Source organism: Nostoc sp. (genome assembly GCF_036917395.1).
In the GTDB taxonomy this organism is placed as follows: Bacteria; Cyanobacteriota; Cyanobacteriia; order Cyanobacteriales; family Nostocaceae; genus Nostoc.
Map to the genome: position 1 here is coordinate 163297 of NZ_JBALDI010000042.1, position 20605 is coordinate 183901.

General features: G+C 41.6%; 14 protein-coding genes. 6 read left to right on the plus strand and 8 right to left on the minus strand.

What is annotated here, in order from left to right:
* Window positions 1-269 precede the first annotated feature (269 nt).
* Both V7K46_RS15235 and V7K46_RS15240 read left to right on the plus strand, forming a co-directional pair.
* The gene (locus V7K46_RS15235; RefSeq protein ID WP_335114437.1) at window positions 270-491 is read left to right on the plus strand and encodes a hypothetical protein; all 222 of its coding nucleotides are present in this window, start codon (window positions 270-272) and stop codon (window positions 489-491) included.
* Window positions 492-603: 112 nt separating this feature from the next.
* Window positions 604-2496, plus strand: a complete 1893-nt coding sequence (locus tag V7K46_RS15240) for a tetratricopeptide repeat protein (RefSeq protein ID WP_335114439.1) — start codon at window positions 604-606, stop codon at window positions 2494-2496.
* Between the two features lie 461 nt (window positions 2497-2957).
* Here V7K46_RS15240 and V7K46_RS15245 read toward each other — a convergent pair whose 3' ends face one another.
* Window positions 2958-3452, minus strand: coding sequence for a pentapeptide repeat-containing protein (locus V7K46_RS15245; RefSeq protein WP_335114441.1), 495 nt, complete (start codon window positions 3450-3452; stop codon window positions 2958-2960).
* 180 nt (window positions 3453-3632) lie between these two features.
* On the opposite strand from V7K46_RS15245, the gene gcvT reads away from it, so the two are divergent.
* The 3 genes from gcvT to gcvP all read left to right on the plus strand — a co-directional run bounded on the left by gcvT (window position 3633) and on the right by gcvP (window position 8436).
* Entirely contained in the window at window positions 3633-4769 is a 1137-nt protein-coding gene (gene gcvT / locus V7K46_RS15250; RefSeq protein WP_335114443.1) for a glycine cleavage system aminomethyltransferase GcvT, read from the plus strand.
* A 125-nt stretch (window positions 4770-4894) separates the two neighbouring features.
* Entirely contained in the window at window positions 4895-5284 is a 390-nt protein-coding gene (gcvH, locus tag V7K46_RS15255; protein ID WP_335114445.1) for a glycine cleavage system protein GcvH, read from the plus strand.
* 197 nt (window positions 5285-5481) lie between these two features.
* The gene (gcvP, locus tag V7K46_RS15260; RefSeq protein WP_335114447.1) at window positions 5482-8436 is read left to right on the plus strand and encodes an aminomethyl-transferring glycine dehydrogenase; all 2955 of its coding nucleotides are present in this window, start codon (window positions 5482-5484) and stop codon (window positions 8434-8436) included.
* Window positions 8437-8781: 345 nt separating this feature from the next.
* On the opposite strand, the gene V7K46_RS15265 is transcribed toward gcvP, so the two are convergent.
* The 7 genes from V7K46_RS15265 to V7K46_RS15295 all read right to left on the minus strand — a co-directional run bounded on the left by V7K46_RS15265 (window position 8782) and on the right by V7K46_RS15295 (window position 18023).
* The gene (locus V7K46_RS15265; RefSeq protein WP_335114449.1) at window positions 8782-9657 is read right to left on the minus strand and encodes an SDR family oxidoreductase; all 876 of its coding nucleotides are present in this window, start codon (window positions 9655-9657) and stop codon (window positions 8782-8784) included.
* A 70-nt stretch (window positions 9658-9727) separates the two neighbouring features.
* The gene (locus V7K46_RS15270) at window positions 9728-10471 is read right to left on the minus strand and encodes a tetratricopeptide repeat protein (RefSeq protein ID WP_335114451.1); all 744 of its coding nucleotides are present in this window, start codon (window positions 10469-10471) and stop codon (window positions 9728-9730) included.
* A 367-nt stretch (window positions 10472-10838) separates the two neighbouring features.
* Complete coding sequence (locus V7K46_RS15275; protein WP_335114506.1) at window positions 10839-11690, minus strand: sulfurtransferase; 852 nt, start codon at window positions 11688-11690, stop codon at window positions 10839-10841.
* A 445-nt stretch (window positions 11691-12135) separates the two neighbouring features.
* Complete coding sequence (gene crtO, locus V7K46_RS15280) at window positions 12136-13830, minus strand: beta-carotene ketolase CrtO (RefSeq protein ID WP_335114453.1); 1695 nt, start codon at window positions 13828-13830, stop codon at window positions 12136-12138.
* Between the two features lie 105 nt (window positions 13831-13935).
* Entirely contained in the window at window positions 13936-14694 is a 759-nt protein-coding gene (locus V7K46_RS15285; protein WP_335114455.1) for an LmeA family phospholipid-binding protein, read from the minus strand.
* Window positions 14695-14795: 101 nt separating this feature from the next.
* A complete protein-coding gene (locus tag V7K46_RS15290; RefSeq protein WP_335114457.1) occupies window positions 14796-16172 on the minus strand; it encodes a cytochrome P450 in 1377 nt (458 codons plus the stop codon).
* A gap of 468 nt (window positions 16173-16640) precedes the next feature.
* Complete coding sequence (locus V7K46_RS15295; protein WP_335114459.1) at window positions 16641-18023, minus strand: cytochrome P450; 1383 nt, start codon at window positions 18021-18023, stop codon at window positions 16641-16643.
* 184 nt (window positions 18024-18207) lie between these two features.
* Between V7K46_RS15295 and V7K46_RS15300 the strand changes: the two genes are divergently transcribed.
* Window positions 18208-20421 (plus strand): phosphoketolase, encoded by a 2214-nt coding sequence (locus V7K46_RS15300; protein ID WP_335114461.1) that lies wholly within the window; start codon window positions 18208-18210, stop codon window positions 20419-20421.
* Window positions 20422-20605 lie beyond the last annotated feature (184 nt).

Here is a 20605-nt window from a genome sequence, read left to right on the forward strand (position 1 = left end):
TCCCAAGTAGGGAGAGGGACTTATTTTTGGCTTCCCTTCTCCCAATATTGGGAAAAGGGGCTGGGGGATGAAGGTTTTTTCTGTTCATCCGGAAAGAACTACAGTTTTCAAGGTGGACGCGGTTTAGTTTAAATTTTAGCAGCGTAGACGCGCAGTGGCTTGCCGTTAGGCATCATCCTCTACATAGCTAATAGTAAAAGTCAATAATACTGCGTAAGCGTAGCCTGTCGTAGACATTGCCTAGCCATTTTGAGTACAAAACTCGAAATTTGAGGTTCAAAGGCTTAATCCTCAGCCCTAAAGGCTTAATCCTCAGCCCTAAAGGCTTAATCCTCAGCCCTAAAGGCTTAATCCTCAACCTTAAAGGCTTAATCCTCAACCTCAAAGGCTTAATCCTCAACCCTAAAGGCTTAATCCTCAGCCCTAAAGGCTTAATCCTCAACCTCAAAGGCTTAATCCTCAACCCTAAAGGCTCAACTGGCGATGCCTAACTGCAAGCCACTGCTTTTAAATGTTCCCATGCAAATCGGATTTTTACTCCCAAGAGAGGACATTTCCAAATGGAGACAAAGTAGAATCAAAAATATATTTAACAAACTATTTATGCAATGGGCTAATTTTCTAGCTAAAGAAGCTGCTGTTAATGGTTTATCTCTAGAACAAACGGCAGCTTTTGCAAAAGATTTTAAGATAGAAAACTTAAGAAAAAGTGAAGCTATACTTGCCAGCGAATTAAACATTGATATTGCTGCTTTCAGAATGTGGATGGGTGAGGTATATGACAAGTTTGCCCAGAATCATCCTGAGTTAGCGACTTTCAACAGTCAGGACAAACTAGAGAAGTTACAAGCTTACCTGAGAGCAAAATATAATAGCCAATTGGATGTCCTTAAACCATTGGCGGCAATGAAATTATTAAAATCGCTAATTGGTAGGGAACGACTGCAACAAGAAGCTTGGATTGCGAGAAGAATTTGTAAATTTTTGAGATATTTGCCCTTAGCGTTAGAGTTAGTCGGGCGATATCTGAATAAAATGCTAGATTTGTCTCTGGAAACAGTGCTGAAGCGGTTAGAGAAGAAACGAGTGGAACATGAATCAGTGGTCAATGCTAACTCATTGATGCATTATGAATACGGTGTAGCTGAAGTTTTTGAATTAAGTTGGGAACAATTGGATGAGAATGCACAAAGCTTTGGCTGTTTGCTAAGTTTGTGTGCCTTAGCTGATATTCCCTTATCTGTTGAGACGATAGGAGATGACAAAAAACAACGACTCAATGAAAAAGCCATAGCCGATTTACTAGAATTGCATTTGCTAGAACAGGAAAGTAAAGGAATTTATCGTTCAAATTTACTGATTCGGCAACTTTTTCAAATGAAGTTGGATAAGTCAGGTGAGGCGGATGAAGCAAAAACTAAATTTGCAGTGATGATGCTAGAGGTAGCAAAGCTAATTCCGCAACAGCCTAATTCTGAAGATATTCTTAACTTCACTCCACATATACCGCACATTATAGAAGTTGCAATCCACCTATCACAGTATCTTAGTGATGAAAATCTAATCACTCTGTTTACCAAATTAGCCTGGTTTTATCAAGGTCAAGGACTTTATCAGCAAGCAGAACTTTGGTTACAGCAGTGTGTAGACCTGACTCGAAATCGTCTTGGTTTAGAACATACTGATGTCGCGACTAACCTAAACAATCTCGCAGGACTCTACGAATCTACAGGACGTTACAGGGAAGCCGAACCTCTGTATAAACAAGCTTTAGAACTCCAGAAACGCCTGCTGGGAGAAGAACATCCCCATGTCGCCCAAAGCCTAAATAATTTAGCACAACTTTATGATACTACAGGACGTTACAGGGAAGCCGAACCACTGTATAAACAAGCTTTAGAACTCCAGAAACGCCTGCTGGGAGAAGAACATCCCCATGTCGCCACTACCGTTAGCTATTTAGCATTACTTTACGAATCTACAGGACGCTATAGCGAAGCTGAACCTTTGTATCAGCAAGCTTTGAAACTGTGGAAACACCTAGTTGGAGAAGAACATCCCCATGTCGCCACTACCCTGAATAATTTAGCAGCTTTGTACTGTTATACAGGACGCTACAGTAAAGCTGAACCCTTGCTCAAGAAAGCTTTAGAAATGAGAAAACGCCTGCTGGGAGACAACCATCTTGATGTCACCACTAGCCTGAATAATTTAGCGCAACTTTACGAATCTACAGAACGCTACAGCAAAGCCGAACCTTTGTATCAGCAAGCTTTAGAACTGAGTAAACGCCTGCTAGGAGATAACCATCCCGATGTTGCCATTAGCCTGAACAATCTAGCAGCACTCTACCGTCATACAAGACGCTACAAGAAAGCCCAACCCTTATTTGAGCAAGCTTTGAAAATTTGTGAACAAACTTTAGGTGTAAGTCATTCTACTACTATGACGATTCGGGCAAATTATGCAAGCTTTTTAAAAGAAGCATATCACTAGCGATCGCGTAGCGAAAGGAGGCGAGCGGATAACCGTTTTGAATTTCAAACTTGAAACTTGAGGTTCAGAAGCTCAACGTCTACCTTCAAAAGCTAATACGCTTAGGTTAAGGCTTAACCTAAGCGTATTGAGATTGACTCATCCCGAAAGTCACTTGCAAGGCATAAAATGTTTGGATAATGGAAAAATAGAATTATTCTCGCGCTTAAATTCGCAATCAAACATGCCGGGACTTACGCACGGGTCATGGAAGAACGAACCACAGAGACACAGAGAAGCCAGTGCGCCCTTGCGGTTCCCCGACTTGTAGCAACTGGCGCGACACGGAGGAATGAGAGTTTGAGAGGTTTTTGCGTAAGTCCTACATGCATTAAATAATGGAATGCAAGAATATTCTCTACGAGAGGCTTTGCCAACAATTCCATTATCCAAAATTTAAACATCATAAATTCGGTGAAAGTTTACTTACATCCTAAAGACTTGCGAGTATTTACACCAGTTTTAGAATTAACACCACTTGCCTTAACACAAAGCTTTTTCACTTGCGTTCCATCTAAAATCGCATTCGTAAAATCAGCACCTGTGATATCCACGCTATCAAAAGTAGAACGCAGCATCATTGCATCGGTCAACACAGCATCACTTAAATCAGCGTCCTTAAACCTTGTTAGATAGGCTATGCCTTCACTAAAATTTGCACCACGCAGATTTACTCCTTCCAATAGGGTACCGTTAAACACGCCACCACGTAAGTCAGCATTGCTAAAATTAGCATTCTCTAATTTGAGATTAGTAAACTCAGTGCCAATTAAACTTTGACCAGAGTAATCCTTGGCTTTAACGTCATTAGCCACAGAACGGGTAATACTGGAAGAACTTGCAGCTTGCGCCGATAGGGGAAACAAAAAAAGAACCATAGCTAAGACAAAGCTAGCTAACAGTTGCCAATATTTCATAATGTCTTCTTAATAAATCTCAACACTTTCACCATTAACTATTAAACCTTACAGAAGGGGACAAGGGGGATAAGGAAAATAACCATGTCTAATGCTCCAGTTCAATAGACAATACTGTAAAACCTAGAAAGCATCTCTTAGGATGATAGATGTTGAGGTGCGATCGCATAATAATTACCTGTGGCTAATCAAGAAGAAAATGCCCAATCTCTGGCGCGAACCCCTTTATATCAACTGGGTGTAGAACTCAAAGCACGTCTTACCAGCTTTGGTGGCTGGGAAATGCCTGTGCAATTTAGTGGCATTAGCCGCGAACACGATGCTGTAAGAAATACAGCCGGAATGTTCGATATTTCCCACATGGGCAAATTTACCCTCCAAGGTAAAAACCTGATTTCTCAACTCCAGCCTCTAGTGCCTTCAGACTTGAGTCGTTTACAAGCTGGTCAAGCTCAATACACCGTATTGTTAAATCTCCAAGCGGGAATTATTGACGATATCATTGTTTATTACCAAGGTGAAGACATCAGTGGCATACAGAAGGCATTGATCATCGTCAATGCGGCAACATCCAGTAAAGATAAAGCATGGCTATTGCAACACCTTGACTTGGATAAAGTACAGTTCCAAGACCTTTCACCAGAAAAAGCCTTAATCGCTGTGCAAGGGCCAAAAGCGATTAAATATCTTCAACCCTTAGTGCAAGAAGACTTACAACCAGTCAAAGCCTTCGGACATTTAGAAGCAACCCTACTAGGGAAACCTGCCTTCTTAGCCCGCACAGGTTACACCGGAGAAGATGGCTTTGAGGTGATGGTAGACCCAGATGTGGGGGTAGAATTGTGGCGAAATCTCCATAATGCTGGTGTTATCCCCTGTGGACTTGGTGCGAGAGACACCCTGCGGGTAGAAGCGGCGATGGCACTTTACGGACAAGATATTGATGAAACCACCACACCCTTAGAAGCAGGTTTGGGGTGGCTAGTTCACTTAGATACCAAAGGCGAATTTATTGGTCGGGAAGTTTTGGAACAGCAAAAAGCTACTGGAGTGCATCGCCGATTGGTAGGTTTGCAAACCCAAGGACGTAACATTGCCCGTCACGGTTACCAAGTGTTATCCGCAGGCAAAGTTGTCGGAGAAGTTACCAGTGGCACTCTGTCACTTACACTTGGTTATCCTGTTGCATTAGCCTACGTTCCCACCCAGTTAGCAACTGTCAGTCAGCAGCTAGAAGTCGAAATTCGCGGCAAAGCTTATCCAGCAGTTGTAGTTAAACGTCCCTTTTATCGGTCAAAAAATCGTCTTACCAACTGATAAGTGCCGAGGTTTTTGAGGAATAATGTGTTGTGAGTTACTCAATTTACAGTCAGGTTGATTACCAGATATGGCTTGGATGACTCTTGGGGCAATAATTTATTTGATAAGGGAGAGGAAGTGATATGTCTTTTGAATATCCTCAAGATTTCAGATACCTGGATTCTCATGAATACGTGCGACTAGATGGCGAAATTGCCACCGTTGGCATTACTGAGTTTGCCGTACATGAATTGGGTGATATCGTCTTTTTGGAACTGCCAGAAATTGGCGACGCTCTTACCAGAGGAGAAAACTTTGGCACAATTGAATCTGTGAAAGCCGTTGAAGAACTAAATTCACCTGTCACAGGCACAGTTATAGAACGCAATGAAGCCTTAATTAATTCTCCCGAAGAAGTGTCAGAAGACCCCTACGGGGAAGGGTGGTTTTTGAAAGTGCGCGTCAATGACCCTGGTGATATTGAGGATGCCTTGACAGCAGATGAGTATCGCGCTCTGGTGGAAGGGGAGTAGGGAGTAGGGAGTAGGGAGTGGGGGATGAGGGGGATGAGGGGGACAAGATAAAGTTTTCTCCCCCATCTCCTATCTCTCCCCCATCTCCCACTCTGCTCGAAGATAAGTCATGAAATTTAGATAAACTGAAAAGTTATACTTACTTCTTATGAGTATTTATTGCAAAATATGAAATAGTACTATCTGGAGAGTAATTTGTGGTATTAAACGCCCCTATTCTCAAGTCTAATCAGCAGCAAGTGCTGGACGAAAAAAGTCAAAAGTTAAGTAGTTTTGTGCCAAGACACATTGGCCCTAACTCTGATGATATCCAGCAAATGCTCAAGGTTTTGGGGTTTTCTAGCCTGGATGCGCTAATCAACCAAACAGTTCCACAGGGAATCAGGCTGAAGCGATCGCTAAAGTTACCAGAACCAGAAAGTGAGTATGCAGCGCTGGCATCGTTAAAAAAAGTTGCTGCCAAAAATCAGGTTTTCCGCTCATACATCGGTATGGGATATTACGACAGTATTACCCCACCTGTGATTGGGCGCAATATCTTAGAAAACCCCGGTTGGTATACTGCCTACACTCCTTATCAGCCAGAAATTGCCCAAGGGCGATTAGAAGCGCTGCTAAATTTCCAAACCCTGATTATCGACCTCACAGGTTTAGAAATTGCCAATGCTTCGTTACTTGATGAAGCTACAGCAGCAGCTGAAGCGATGAACCTAAGCTATGGTGTCTCCAAAAATCACGCAGATGCCTACTTTGTCTCTAGTGAGTGCCATCTCCAAACTATCGATGTGTTGCAAACACGCGCTCAACCATTAGGGATTAAGATCATTGTCGGGGATCATCAAACCTTTGATTTTGATCAACCAATTTTTGGGGCTGTTTTGCAATATCCTGCAACTGATGGCACTATTTATGACTACCGCGCTTTTATAGAAAAAGCCCATGCTAAGGGTGCATTGGTGACGGTAGCAGCAGATCCTTTAAGTTTAACTTTGCTGACCCCTCCAGGGGAATTTGGCGCTGATATTGCGGTCGGTAGTACCCAGCGCTTCGGTATTCCGTTGGGGTTTGGGGGGCCTCATGCGGCATACTTTGCTACAAAGGAAGAGTATAAGCGACTGGTTCCAGGGCGAATTGTGGGAGTATCAAAAGATGCCCAAGGGAAGCCTGCATTACGTCTGGCCTTGCAAACCCGCGAACAGCATATCCGCCGCGAAAAAGCTACTAGTAATATCTGTACAGCACAGGTGCTGCTGGCGGTAATGGCGAGTATGTACGCGGTCTATCATGGGCCTGCTGGACTGAAGCAAATTGCTGAAAATATCCACTCCTTGACAGTGTTACTGGCACAAGGACTGAAGCGTTTGGGTTACAACGTCGTTTCAGAATCTTTCTTTGATACGCTGCGAGTAGAACTGGGAACACACAATTTAAAAGATATTCTGGCAAATAGCGAACAACTTCAAATTAACCTGCGGATTTTTGATGCAACTGCTGTTGGGATCTCGCTAGATGAAACAACTACACCAGAAGACTTAATCGACCTCTGGCAGATTTTCGCTGGTACAGATGATTTACCTTTTACCTTAGAAGAATTAACTTCTCCCTCTCTTCCCCATCTCTTTCTCTCCCGTACAAGTACATATCTCACCCACCCAGTTTTTAACCGCTATCACTCAGAAACTGAGTTATTGCGCTATCTGCACAAGCTAGAAAGCAAGGACTTGTCGCTAACAACATCGATGATTCCTTTGGGTTCTTGCACAATGAAGTTGAATGCGACAGCTGAGATGATTCCGGTAAGTTGGGAGGAATTTGGTAAGATTCATCCGTTTGCCCCGGCGTCGCAAACTCAGGGTTATCAAATTTTGTTTAAGCAACTTGAGGCATGGTTAGCTGAAATTACTGGTTTTGCCGGAATTTCTCTGCAACCCAATGCTGGTTCTCAGGGCGAATACGCCGGACTTTTAGTGATTCGCCAATATCACCAAAGCCGTGGAGAAGGACACCGCAACGTCTGTTTGATTCCGACTTCGGCACACGGGACAAATCCAGCGAGTGCAGTAATGTGCGGGATGAAAGTGGTGGCAGTTGCCTGTGACTTACAAGGTAATATTAACGTTGATGACCTGAAGGCTAAGGCAGAAAAATACAGCAATGAATTAGCCGCCTTAATGGTGACATATCCCTCAACTCATGGTGTTTTTGAGGAACCAATTCAGGAAATCTGCGCTATTGTCCATACCCACGGTGGACAAGTTTACATGGATGGGGCAAATATGAACGCCCAAGTGGGAATTTGTCGTCCTGGAGATATTGGTGCGGATGTCTGCCATTTAAACTTGCACAAAACCTTCTGTATTCCTCATGGTGGCGGTGGGCCTGGTATGGGGCCAATTGGGGTAGCCTCTCATCTCGTGCCTTTTCTCCCCGGACATCCTGTAATAGGGACTGGGGATAAGGGGAAATGGGGACTGGGGACTAGGAAAGAAGAAATTCCTAATTCCCAGCATATTGGTGCTGTTGCTGCTGCGCCTTGGGGTAGTGCTAGTATCTTGGTGATTTCTTGGATGTACATCGCCATGATGGGTGCAGCTGGTTTAACCGAAGCAACTAAGGTGGCGATTCTCAGCGCTAACTACATCGCCAAGAGACTGGAATCGTACTATCCAGTTTTGTATCAGGGCAAAAATGGTCTAGTTGCCCATGAATGTATTTTAGATTTGCGATCGCTCAAAAAATCAGCTGCGATCGAAATCGATGATGTTGCCAAGCGTCTGATGGATTATGGTTTCCATGCGCCGACTGTCTCCTGGCCTGTAGGGGGTACAATCATGGTGGAACCTACAGAAAGTGAATCTAAACAAGAGTTGGATCGTTTCTGTGATGCGTTGATTTCTATTCGCCAAGAAATCGCTGAGATTGAATTAGGTAGGGTGGATATCCAAGATAATGTTTTGAAGAATGCACCCCACACTGCCGAAAGCCTGATCACCGGAGAATGGCATCATTCTTATTCTCGTGAACAAGCTGCCTATCCTGCGCCTTGGACTCGTGAACATAAGTTTTGGCCGGCTGTCGGTCGCATTGATTCAGCCTTTGGCGATAGGAATTTTGTTTGTTCTTGTCTGCCAATGGATGCTTATTCCTCATAAAGCCATACAGTTTAGTTAAAACTTGCTCCCCCCAACTCTCGTTTTTAGAAAGTTGGGGGGATTCTTTTATAGTTCCTTCCTTCTTATCTTTTCAGGCTTATTATTGACCAATACAGTTCAGTTAAGCATTTCTACCTTCTCTTCCTTTGCGTTCTTTGCGTCCTTGGCGGTTCGTTAAAAAAATTGATTTTGATAAAGAGTTAAGGTTTAACCGCAAGCGTATTGTATAGCAGTCCTAAATGAGTCGTGAAAAATATGTATAAGAAAACGAACCGCCAAGAACGCCAAGGACGCAAAGAGAAGAAAGAGATATGTAATTTTTATAAATGATTTAGGATTACTATCTTATTGACTATTGATTAACTCCTCCAATTCTTTTCGTAAAGATAAAGGCTGATACCCCAATGCAAAAGCTTTATAACTATCCAAAGAAACATCTGCTGCTCTAGGTGCTGCCATTTTCACATCTTGTTGTCGGCAGGATTTGAGCTTGGTAGTAGGAAGTTGAAATACTTCAACTAATAACCGCCCAAAATCATAGCGAGAAATTCGTTCTTTTCCACCTAAGTGAATGATGCCGTTAACTTTTTCCAATGCTAATAAAAGTCCTTTTGTGGCAGTTTTTCCACTTACTGGTGTGCGAAATTCATCAATAAATAAACTTAGTTCTTCTTCGGCTTGTAAAGTTTGAATAAATGGCTGAATAAAGCTTTTAGCTGTGGGTGTTGCTGTGCCAAACATCAACGGCATTCTACACACTGCGGTCATGGGATATCGCTCTAGCATACTTACTTCAGCTATGGCTTTTTGCTCACCATAAAGATTAACAGGACATACGGAGTCTGTTTCTCGATAGGGAGCATTTAAGCCATCAAAAACTAAGTCACTTGAGGTAAAAGCACAAGGTATAGAATTATCCGCACAAAGTCCGGCAATATTGCCGGATGCTATGACGTTAATTGCGTGCGATTCTTCGGGATGGGTTTGACAAAAATTTGGTTGCGAATGTGCAGCAGTATGAATAACTGCTGTTGGTTTAATATCACTAAATATGCGCTGCAATTCCTGAAAATCTGTTAAGTTCACTTTCAACATTTTGATATCAGGAATATCTAGATAATGGGAAAAATAAGTACCATAAACTTCCCATTCTTGTTTTGCAAGCTGGCAAAGATGCCATCCCAAAAAGCCACTAGCTCCGGTGATTAGCAATTTATTCATATTTCATTTAAAAAATTAACTCGGTTCAAAAGACCGCTTTGATTGTACTTTACAAAACGATTACAACAAACTATTGAAGTAATTCCTGAAACTGCTTTTGACCACGCACTTTGCTAAAGTCTGGGTCAGTTTTTGCTAACTTCTTGTATTTATCAGGAACAAGCTCGATTGCTTTATCTAAATTCTCAATTGCTAATTCTAAATTACTTTGTAAAGCATAAGAGCAAGCTTTGTTGTAATATACTTGGTGCAAATCTGGCTTGATAGCGATCGCTTTATCATAAGATACAATAGCATCTTGGTAGCGGTGCAACTTTGTCAGAGCAATGCCGCGGTTAATTAAGGCTTCATATTTGTCGGGTTTGATAGCGATCGCTTTGTCGTAAGATGCAAGAGCATCTTTGTAGCGTTGCAACGATGTTAAGGCTATGCCACGATTATACCAAGCTTCATATTTGTCGGGTTTGATGGCGATCGCTCTATCGTAAGATGCAAGAGCATCTTTGTAGCGTTGCAACGATGTTAAAGCTATGCCACGGTTAATCCAAGCTTCTGAACTGTCAACTTTGATGGCGATCGCTTCATCGTATGCTTTTATTGCATCTTCGTAACGTTGTCCATCTAATAAATGATTGCCTTGATGAAAGAAATCTTCTGCTTTTTGCGTAGCCTTCGCTTCTATCAAAAGTTGGGTTACATTACTTTCTTGCACAACTTGTGTAGTATTTTCTGTTGATGAGTTTGCCCCACCACTACAGCCAAATGCAAAGAAAACTATTAAGCCAGATGCAACGAAGCAGCGCCGAAAAACCATGCTGTACCTACAAAACTGATAAATATGATCTTAAAAGTTGTTTTTTTTGAGTATTATTAAAATACACTAGTTTTTACCCATTAATTTACTTATATATATTTTTTGAGAAATAACTTTTTTGGCAGTGTATAAAAGCTTCTAAAAATAAACTGTATGTTACATTATCATATTAAATACACATAAAGCAATTGCTTAGAGCTTATCTCACTCAAAAAATGATTATTTGTGTTGCAACATAGGTATCGTAGGCGTGCCTGTCATAGACATCGCACACGTTTGCTAATTTCCTTTTCAATTAACGAGGCTGCGATCGCTAACTATCTGAAGCTTACACGCTCGTTGCAACCTCCAGCAAGAACTGCCTTCTTCACATTACTCTGCTATCAACGGGTAATGAAAAGTCGCGAGACCATTCATTCCAAGATCCAAAATAATTTCTAGCGGAAATTCCTGCTACTTGCAGAGCAATCAGAGTATTCGCCGCCCTAGAACCTTTAAAACAGTAAACGTACACAATAGAGTCTTCAGTAATACCTACAGATTGACAAATTTCTAAGATTTCCGTTTTTGAGCGGAACATGGATTCCGATTCAGATGTCATCATCCGATGCCATTCTATCCATACAGCATTAGGGATTCTACCTTTGCGAGGACAAAAATCAACAGTGTAGGGAGAAGAACTCAGCCCAAGCCATTCGTTGCGATCGCGCACATCTAATTTAATAATTGCTGGATTATCAATTGCTTGCAACATCTCGGCGGTAGTCACCATCATATCAGCGTTGGGATGCAATCTAAATATGCTGCTTTCAGGTAATGGTACTTCATCGGTAGTAGGTAATCCCGCCCTGAGCCATGCTCTATATCCTCCGTGTAAGATAGATACCTGAGCGCAACCCAAATACTTCAGTAAGAAAGCTGCTCGACAAGATTGACCATAACCTTTATTTAAAGTATCTTCATAAACAATTAACCGTTCTGCACCAGATATTCCTACCCTGCTCATAATTTCTGCAAAATACTCTTGTAATTTCTCTAATCCTGCTGGGTAAGAATTCTCTAAAAGATAGGTGAAAAAATCTCTAATATTTATGGATTGAGGAATATGAGAAATAACATAATCTTCTGGAATTCGCGTATCGATAATGATAGCCTGTGATGACTTTTCTGCTAACAGAGACGTGAGTGATTGAGGAGAAATGAGGAGTTTTGTATTCACGCTTTCATGCTTCTGTTGTCGTACCATTAGGCATTATCGCTCTTGGTCGATTTACATTTTGGAATGCAAATTACAGAAGAATGAATGTTGAATGTTATGAGAGAGCTTTTGTAGCTGTATTATTTTATTAAAACTGATCAAATCAATTCAGTATAATTAAAGGTTAAAGATCCCCTTACCCCCCTTAAAAAGTAGTGCTAGTTTGCCGCCTAAAAAGGGGGGTAAATGGAGGGATCTTATTTGAAAAGTATTGGGCGTTATACCCTAATATCATGCCCGTCTAATTACTTATCAAAAAACTCTCCGTGTCCCCGTGTCAGCCCTAATGATAAGTGTTCAACCGAACTTGATATAATACTTTCGGATCTTTGTGATCCAAAAATCATATTTTCAGCACAAAGATACAAAAGCACAAAACATATAATAGGCTTTAACTTTGCAATGCCTAACTAATCCCAAACACTGACTCAACAGTTGACTTAATCGAATCTCTTGCATCCTTCAAAGTTTGGCTAATAGGATGTTTTGCCTGCAAAAATGCGCGGGCACAATTGCGTCCTGGCATTCCGGAAATCGAACCGCCTGGATGAGTTCCTGCACCAGTCAAAAATAGATTATCAATTGGCGTTTTGTAGTTCGCTATTTCTGGCAAGGGACGGAAAAATATCATCTGATCTAAAGTCATGTCAACATGGTAATAATTCCCTTTGTACGCACCTAATCTTTCTCCTAGTTCTGCTGGACTTTCTACACGACGGGCAATAGTTGCATCCTTGACATTCGGTGCATAGTCTGCCAATTTATCAATCACCCTATCTGCAACTTTGTTTTTCAATTCATCTGTCCAACCAGTACCTTTCAAACCAGTGCCTTCTGCACCCGCAATTTGATAAGGGGCAAAAAACTCAATCCATGCGGTGTGCTTACCTGGTGGTGCTAATGTGGGGTCTAAATAGCTAGGCATCACCAAATACATTGATGGGTCAGCATCAGGAATCTCTCCCAAGGTACATTTGCTATGAGCCTGTTCTACATGAGTCACAGAATCTGCAATCAAGATGGAACCAACAAGATATTCGTCTTTGTGGGCGTGATATGGAAAGCGCAGTGGTTCGTCTAAAGCCAAATCTATCTTGAGGATGGTTTCGTTATTGTTAACGATGCGGCGTTCTAATCTTTCCCATAAATTTGGGTCGGCTCCATCAACTTCGCTTTTATCAGTCATTTGCAAAAATAACCGCTTGGCATCAATATTAGAAATAACCCCGTGTTTAGCGCGATATTCTTTACCACCAGCAACCCGCACACCCACAGCTTTTCCATCATCAATTAAAACTTTTTCAACCTGCTGATCTGCGAGAATAACCCCACCTTTACTTGTGACTAAATTCACCAAAGCTTGCACAAGTGCGCCAGTTCCGCCGCGAGGTCTGGCCATTCCGGGATTGTGACGCATTGCCATCATAATTGCACCAATGGCAAGGGTTTTTTGCGATGGTGGCGCACCAAGTTCTGCTGCTAGTCTGGCTAGTGGCGCTTTCAGAAATTCCTCATCAAACCACTCGTTAAGTAAATCTTCAGCGCTGGTCAACATTGTGCGAATAAAGTCCAGCGTTTTGTTAGGGGAACCAATGACAGAAAATAAATCTTTCAGTTTGGTGATGTCGTAGTTACCAAGGATATCTATAACTGACTTTGGCGGTGCATTAAACATGGGAATCATTGCACCTAACGCTCGCTGCCAAAAATCTACAAATTCTGCGTATTTTTTGGCATCACGTTCACTGTAACGAGCAATTTCTGCACAAGTTTTTTCTAGTGACTTATGTGCTAAGAAATACTTGCCATCAGGATGAGGACAGAAAACAACCGGATCGCAATCCAAATAATGCAAGCCGTATTTTTCTAGTTCTAATTCTTCAACAACTGGCCCCAAGTGAATAAATTCATGGTCAATAGCACATAAGTTAAATTTAAATCCTGGAGCTTCTTGGGGTAAACATTCTTCAGTTGTTGCTGCACCACCAATAACAGAACGCTTTTCTAGTAACAGAACGCTATAGCCAGCTTTCAGCAAATAAGCTGCACAAACTAGCCCATTGTGCCCAGCACCGATCAGCACAACATCATACTCTTGCATAGTTGTCACTTTTAAATTAAATAGCTTTTAAAAGCTTACAAAAATTTTCAAAAATTTACATCATTCCCTAGTTACAAAAATTATCCTTAACTAGTGTCAATACTACTAAAGAGATAGTTCAGTTATTGATGAGGGTATTTGCTTCATTTGAGTTTCTACCAGAAGTGTCAAACTACCCTTTTCTACTTTCATATCTTTAATCTTGAACGCCATATCTTCCCATTTCAAAAATGGTAGATTCATCAGTTCTTTGGCTTTCTGCATTAATGCTGTAACTAATTCTATTGAAACACCCTCTCCCTCAGTGCAGTTAAAACTCTCCAGCATTGCAGGTTGTGAATTAGTCCGTGGGCGAAGCACCGCAGTGTAAGCTAAAGGACGAGTATTTCCCTTTTCCTTTAACAGCAATCTTCCTCTACATTCAATTTTGCCTTCACCAGGTAAAAATACTTGAATTTTTTGTGGCTTAAAACTCACAATCTCGCCATCTACATCAAAATCAAAGTTTTGCATCTTGCTGCTAACAAAGTCTGATGCCAAAGTGCGGTTCATATCCACTTCTGTGAGTACAATCCGAGCAGTGGCATTTACAGCCTCATTGAATTCTATTTTACCAAAAAGAGCGCTGAAGGGATTGATGTCAATGCTATCTGTTTGTAGTTTGATTTCCTGCACGCGGATGTCTTCTTGTATAACCAATCCTTCACCTGCAAACGAAACTCCATCCGCTTGTCCCTGAAGTATTTTAAATAAATCAGTTTGTACATTTATGTCTATTTTTTCTACTTCATCTAACCCTTGGGATACCATCATTTCAGCGCCCTGGGATAGAACTTTTTCTTCCAAGTTATGTTCGTCTTGCATGAGTTAGTATCTCCTAAAGATTTTCCTACTATTTACTGTAAAGGCTAGATACTAAAGAGCGAATCTACATTGCGGTATATCTAAGTCGGAGGATTGAGTAATCAAGTAAAAAGTCTTGTTTGTTTTTTAAGTTTTGCCTTTTTGGTAACAACCATTTTTACACCGCCGCTAGGGACAATGGTAATGCCACGACGGACTGGATGCACTGGACGTTTATCAGTAAGGGTTAGTTCAAAATTCGATAATATTATCGCCGTTACTAATTTTAATTCATACATGGAAAATGCGCCACCAATGCAACCGCGATAACCACCACCGAAGGGTAAATATTCGTATGGTGAAAATTTTTGGTTGAGAAATCTTTCTGGTTGAAACTGTTCTGGTTCTGGGTAAGTCTCGGTTCGGCGATGGGCTAAATAAATACAAGGAACTAAAACTGTTTCTGATGTAAAATTATGCCCCATAATTTCCACTCTATCTTTTACCATTCGCGGTGTGCAAATTAAAGCAATTGGATGAATTCGCAGTGTTTCTTGACAGACTGCGGTGAGATAAGGTAATTGTGTAATTGCTTCCGGATTTGTGAGATCATCCAAAGTGTTGAGTTCTTGCATCAACTGATGTTCAACCTTTGGGTGAGAGTGAATTAAATGAAATACCCAGGCTAATACGCCAGATGTAGTTTCGTAACCCAACAGCAATAATGAAACTAGTTGATCGCGTAATTCCTCATCTGTCATCTGTTCTCCATTTACGTCACGCGCTGACATCAGCAGGTTGAGAATATCTGTACGCGCAGCATCATTTTGCAAACGTCTTTCAGAAATTTCTGCATAAATGAGTTTGTCAATTTCCTCTCGTCTTTTTAGGAAAATTCTCCAAGGACTCCACGCACCTAAATCTTGTTGCAGCAAAGGAAAGAAGAATAAGCTGGAATACCAAGGTTTAGTCACGTCTTCTAACAAAGAACTCAATTTTTCTTTTAATTGTTGGTAACGCGCACCATGACTAATACCAAATACCACCTGTAAGATAATTTCTAAAGTGATATCTGACATTAAGTTGTGTATATAAATATTTTTACCTGTTGTCCAATTTTGTGTAACTTCTTCAGTTATTTGACAAATTGCTTGTCCATAAGACTTTAAATTATCGCCATGAAATGCTGGTAGTAATAACTGCCGTTGTTGTTGATGCGATCGCCCTTCTTGAAATACCAGAGAATTCTCTCCAAACAAGGGTTTAAATACATGGGTTGCTTTCTTAAAATCTAACTTGTGTGCAGGTATGGCAAAACAATCACTAATTGCTTGGGGATGGCTAAAAAAGACTATTGGTGGTGACTTTAAACCCATTACTCGCACAGTGAAAATATCACCATACTTAGTAGCATAATTTTCTAAACTTTTTGTAGGTTGAGCAATTAATTGCAAAGTTTGTAGCAAAGCTGGTGTGTGTATATTCTCAAGTACTTTCATTGTTTATTCGATCCTTTTAGGATTTAGGAAGCTGCAAATAATTCAATGGGCTTGGGTTAAGACTTCATCCTCTCTAACCTTAAAAAGCAGGGAATTCTAGCAAGTCTTTTTAAGAGTTTGGGGGGATGTTCCGCAGTCAACTACCACTAAGTAAACCCTATTGGCAAATCATTACCATTAATTTTTACAAGGATAATAATAATATTTTTTCTGAATCTTTAGAAGCATTTATGGAAAAACTTACTAAAAATATTTTGGGTATATACCCACTTAATTACGCCTTTTGGTGTACAATCCCAGTTTTATAATTTATTTTCTTACAAACGTTGCAATATATTAAATTAAAATACCCCCATAGACCTCCTTAAAAAAGGACTATGGGGGATTATATAGAAGTATTGAAAATCTATCTAAATATATAGATGGGAGTTTAAAATTTGCTGAATGCAACCATCAACCGCCGGAGTATTAAACAGTGGTTGTCTGTAGGATAGGAAACTTCACCTGACGTTGACCAGTGACAACCATCTGGATAGGACGATCTGGCCCTGTCACCAAACCACGGCGCTTAGGTCGCACTTCCCCATTGTCAACTAATTCTAATTCAAGGCTGGAAAGGATTTTGGCAAGTGCTAACTTCATTTCCAACTGGGCAAATGCTAGACCAATACAACGTCTTGCACCACCGCCAAAGGGCAAATACTCATAGGCAGAAAATTGCCGTTCTAAAAAGCGTTCTGGCTTAAACTGCTTAGGTTCTGGGTAAATATCTTCCCTCTGGTGGGTCAAATAAATGGAACCAAGTAGGACTGTACCCGGTTCTAGTTCGTAACCACTCAACGATAAGGGTGTTCTTACTACTCTAGGAAAGGTTAGCATACCTACTGGGTAAATGCGTAATGTCTCGGAGCAAACAGCGTTGAGATAGGGGAACTTGAAAATGATGCTGGGGTCTGAGTCATCGCCCAAGCTATCTAATTCTTGCAGTAACTTTTGGCGCACTGATGGTAGTTTGTAAATCCAGTACAATGCCCATGCTAAGGCTGTCGCTGTGGTTTCGTGACCAGCGAATAACAGAGTCATCAATTCATCGCGCAACTCTTGATCAGTCATGGGTTGACCTGCTTCATCCCTAGCAGCCATGAGTAAGCTGAGAATATCTGTGCGTGATGAATCTGGTTGTTCTCGACGTTCCCGAATTTCCTCGTAGATGAGTTGGTCAGCTTCCTGCTGACGGCGCATCTGTTTTCCCCAGAAGTTAATTGGGCCAAAATCTCTTTGCAAAGCTGGAAAATAAAGCAAAGCCACATTTAACCGAGAACTGCCCTTTTCTAAAATATCACCCAAAAAATTCTGTAGTTTTTCAAGGCGAGGCCCTTCATGTAGACCAAATACAGCTTGCATAATCACCCGCAGGGTAATGGCTTGAGTAGCAGACCGAATATTGAAGGGTTTGCCTATCTGGTATTGGCTGATAACTTTCTGCGTGACATCGGTAATTACCTGGCTATAGTTTCGCATTCTTTCGCCGTGAAAGGGAGGCATTAACAACTGGCGTTGGCGCTGGTGTTCTGCGCCGCTGAGAGTAATTACAGAATGCTTCCCCACCAAAGATTCAAACAGATCATTCAGATCACCAGGCGCTTCCAATGCCTTGGTATCATTTGTCAAAATTTGCTGTAACGCTTGGGGGCTGCTGACCATCACCATAGGAGGAAAATTTTTCCTTAACCTGATAGTAAAAATATCGCCATAATTTTTGGCACAAGCGTTCATAAATGACATCGGATTCCTAATCCAGCGCACCATCTGTACAACGGGTGGGATTTGCGGCCCATTTGGTAATTTCATAATTTTTGCTACTTAATATTTTTCTGCTACTTAAACTAACTGAAATTTTGGTTGCGTGACCATTTAAATTACTTATTCTAACGTTGCAAAAAACCAATAAACTGTTACAACCTCAAAGATGTAAAATTTTTGTTAAATTCAACGAGCATCTACAGTTTCATTTCCTCGTCATAAGGTACTCAGCATGACCGCAATCACCCCAAAGGCATCTTCAGCGCTTCCCGATTTTTTTGAAGGTATTCAATATTTTGGTGAAGCGTTACCAGATTTTGAAACTCATGGTGCAACACCTGCTATAGAGTCGGGCAAAGTAGCGATCGCAGATCCCACAGACAAAGCAGCTGTATATCAAACTTTACTGGCTGCCGATGCCCTCCGCTACCTGACTTTACAAGTTACCGCTAGTAAAGCCTCTGGACATCCCGGCGGATTCGCCAGCCAAGCAGAAGCTTACGCATCTCTTGTCATGCTGGGATACAAGAACATTCTTACTGAAGTCGGACACCACGCGCCTGGATTTTATTGTGCCATGTTCTTGGATCGTTCCCTAGAAGACATGGGAATTTTTACAGTCCAACAATTGCGCGATCGCTTCCGAGAAAAGCACGGACTCTTAGGACACCTTTCTGGTTTCATTCCCGGTATTCTTGCACCTGCGGGGCCTTTGGGGCAAGGACAACACTTTGCAATGGCGGCTGCACTGTTGCACAAAGATAAGTTATTCCCCTTCACAGTTGGTGATGGTGGATTGGGTGAACCTTATATTGTAAGTGCGATCGCCCACTTCCATACTGCTTATCCTGCTGTTACCAACTTCTTACCGGTGTTGGTGTGGAACGGTTACAGCCAAGAACATCACAGTATGGTTTCCCTCAAAACCAATGAACAGATGCAGGCATACTGGCAAGGTAACGGTTTTGATGAAGTCATATTAGTTAATGCCAAAGACTTTGACGATCAAAACCAACCAGGGGATTACGTTGATAGTACTGCTTTTTCCTTTGAAAAGCGCCTAGAATTCACTCAAGCAGTACTTTCGGGTGTGGATAAAGCAGCGCGATCGGCATTGGGTGGTAAACTTACCGTCTTCATTATTAAACAACTCAAAGGTGCAGGAGTCCACGCGCGGGGGGCAAAATCTCACAACCTCTATCCCAAAGATACGCTAAATGCTCCCCATATTATCAATGCATTGCAAACCCGTGCTTTGTCTGCGGAAGCTTGGCAATTAGTGCGGACAAATGCAGAACGCGCAGGCGGTGGCCCAGCAGCGAAAACTGTGGTGACAGAATTTGAATTTCCATTACCAGAATTAGGCGAATTACCTTTAGAAGAATATGCAGTTGGTGCTGAACCCAAAGTTTCCACAACAGCGATGGGACGATTGGTAGGAATAGTTGGAAATAAAGATCAGAATTTCCTCGTCACCAACGCCGACGGTAACGAAGCATCTGGAATTGCCAACATCAACCAAGCATTAAAGATTATCCACCCCACAACCGACGATTTATATTACCAAGCACCAAATGGACAAGTTTATGAACCATTGAGTGAAGATGCTTGTGCCGGTTTAGCTGCGGGTTTGGCGTTAATGGGTGCGAGAACTTTGTGGTGTTCTTACGAATCTTTTGCCATCAACGGAGTACCAATTTGGCAAACTGTAACCCAATCAATGGCAGAATTGCGCCGTCAAACTCCCTCGACTATTACTTTATTCACAGCAGGCGCATTAGAGCAAGGGCGTAACGGTTGGACTCACCAACGTCCAGAAATTGAAGCTTACTTTGCTTCGCTGATGCGAAATGGCAATGTTTTCCCATTATTTCCCCCCGATGCTAATAGTATTCAAGTCTGTTATGACTGGGCATTGAAAAGTAAAAATAAGGGAATTGTAATTACTGCAAGTAAATCGCCGTTGCAAATTCGCACCACTTTTGAACAAACTCGTCAAGGGTTGCGCGATGGTGCGGTGCTGTTACATGAAGTCGCTGGTGATAAGCAAGTTGTATTTGCTGTGATTGGCGATATGACATTAATGCCAGTGTTTGAAGCTGCTGCTTTCTTGGAAACTGAAGGTATTGGTGCAAAGATAGTTTCTATCATCAATCCTCGGCAATTGTACCGTAGCCATGATACCGCTTGGGAAACATGTTCTGAACCTGAAGGCGGTTTCTTAGATGATGCCAAATTTGCCGAATTATTTGATGGTGATGCGCTAATTGCTATCACTGGTGGCGCTGCGGCGATGCTAGAACCAATTTTGTTACGGAGTACGGTGAAGCGCGACACTTTCGCTTGGAAGCGTGGGGAAACTACAGCCAGTGCTGGAGAGTTGATGGCGTTTAATGGATTGACTGCTGAGGCGTTAACCAAGCGTGCGATCGCATTAGTGCATTAAAACTGCGATTTTCTTTTATTTTCTCGCAAATATACGTATGGGAATGCTGAAAAATTGCGTTTAATGCGTATATTTGCGTTTTTTTATGAGAACTTCTAAGGCATTGAGATTAGTTTATAAAATAAATGTGGTTACATTTGCTGAAATTCCTTAACATTAACAGGTTTTCAAGTCGCAAAAGCTA

What these genes read in the sequence shown, in the direction of transcription:
- V7K46_RS15240 (WP_335114439.1), top strand. Translation starts at nt 604, where the DNA reads ATGCAATGGGCTAATTTTCTAGCTAAAGAAGCTGCTGTTAATGGTTTA.
- V7K46_RS15245 (WP_335114441.1), bottom strand. Translation starts at nt 3,452, where the DNA reads ATGAAATATTGGCAACTGTTAGCTAGCTTTGTCTTAGCTATGGTTCTT.
- gcvH (WP_335114445.1), top strand. Translation starts at nt 4,895, where the DNA reads ATGTCTTTTGAATATCCTCAAGATTTCAGATACCTGGATTCTCATGAA.
- V7K46_RS15265 (WP_335114449.1), bottom strand. Translation starts at nt 9,657, where the DNA reads ATGAATAAATTGCTAATCACCGGAGCTAGTGGCTTTTTGGGATGGCAT.
- V7K46_RS15270 (WP_335114451.1), bottom strand. Translation starts at nt 10,471, where the DNA reads ATGGTTTTTCGGCGCTGCTTCGTTGCATCTGGCTTAATAGTTTTCTTT.
- crtO (WP_335114453.1), bottom strand. Translation starts at nt 13,830, where the DNA reads ATGCAAGAGTATGATGTTGTGCTGATCGGTGCTGGGCACAATGGGCTA.
- V7K46_RS15285 (WP_335114455.1), bottom strand. Translation starts at nt 14,694, where the DNA reads ATGCAAGACGAACATAACTTGGAAGAAAAAGTTCTATCCCAGGGCGCT.
- V7K46_RS15290 (WP_335114457.1), bottom strand. Translation starts at nt 16,172, where the DNA reads ATGAAAGTACTTGAGAATATACACACACCAGCTTTGCTACAAACTTTG.
- V7K46_RS15295 (WP_335114459.1), bottom strand. Translation starts at nt 18,023, where the DNA reads ATGAAATTACCAAATGGGCCGCAAATCCCACCCGTTGTACAGATGGTG.
- V7K46_RS15300 (WP_335114461.1), top strand. Translation starts at nt 18,208, where the DNA reads ATGACCGCAATCACCCCAAAGGCATCTTCAGCGCTTCCCGATTTTTTT.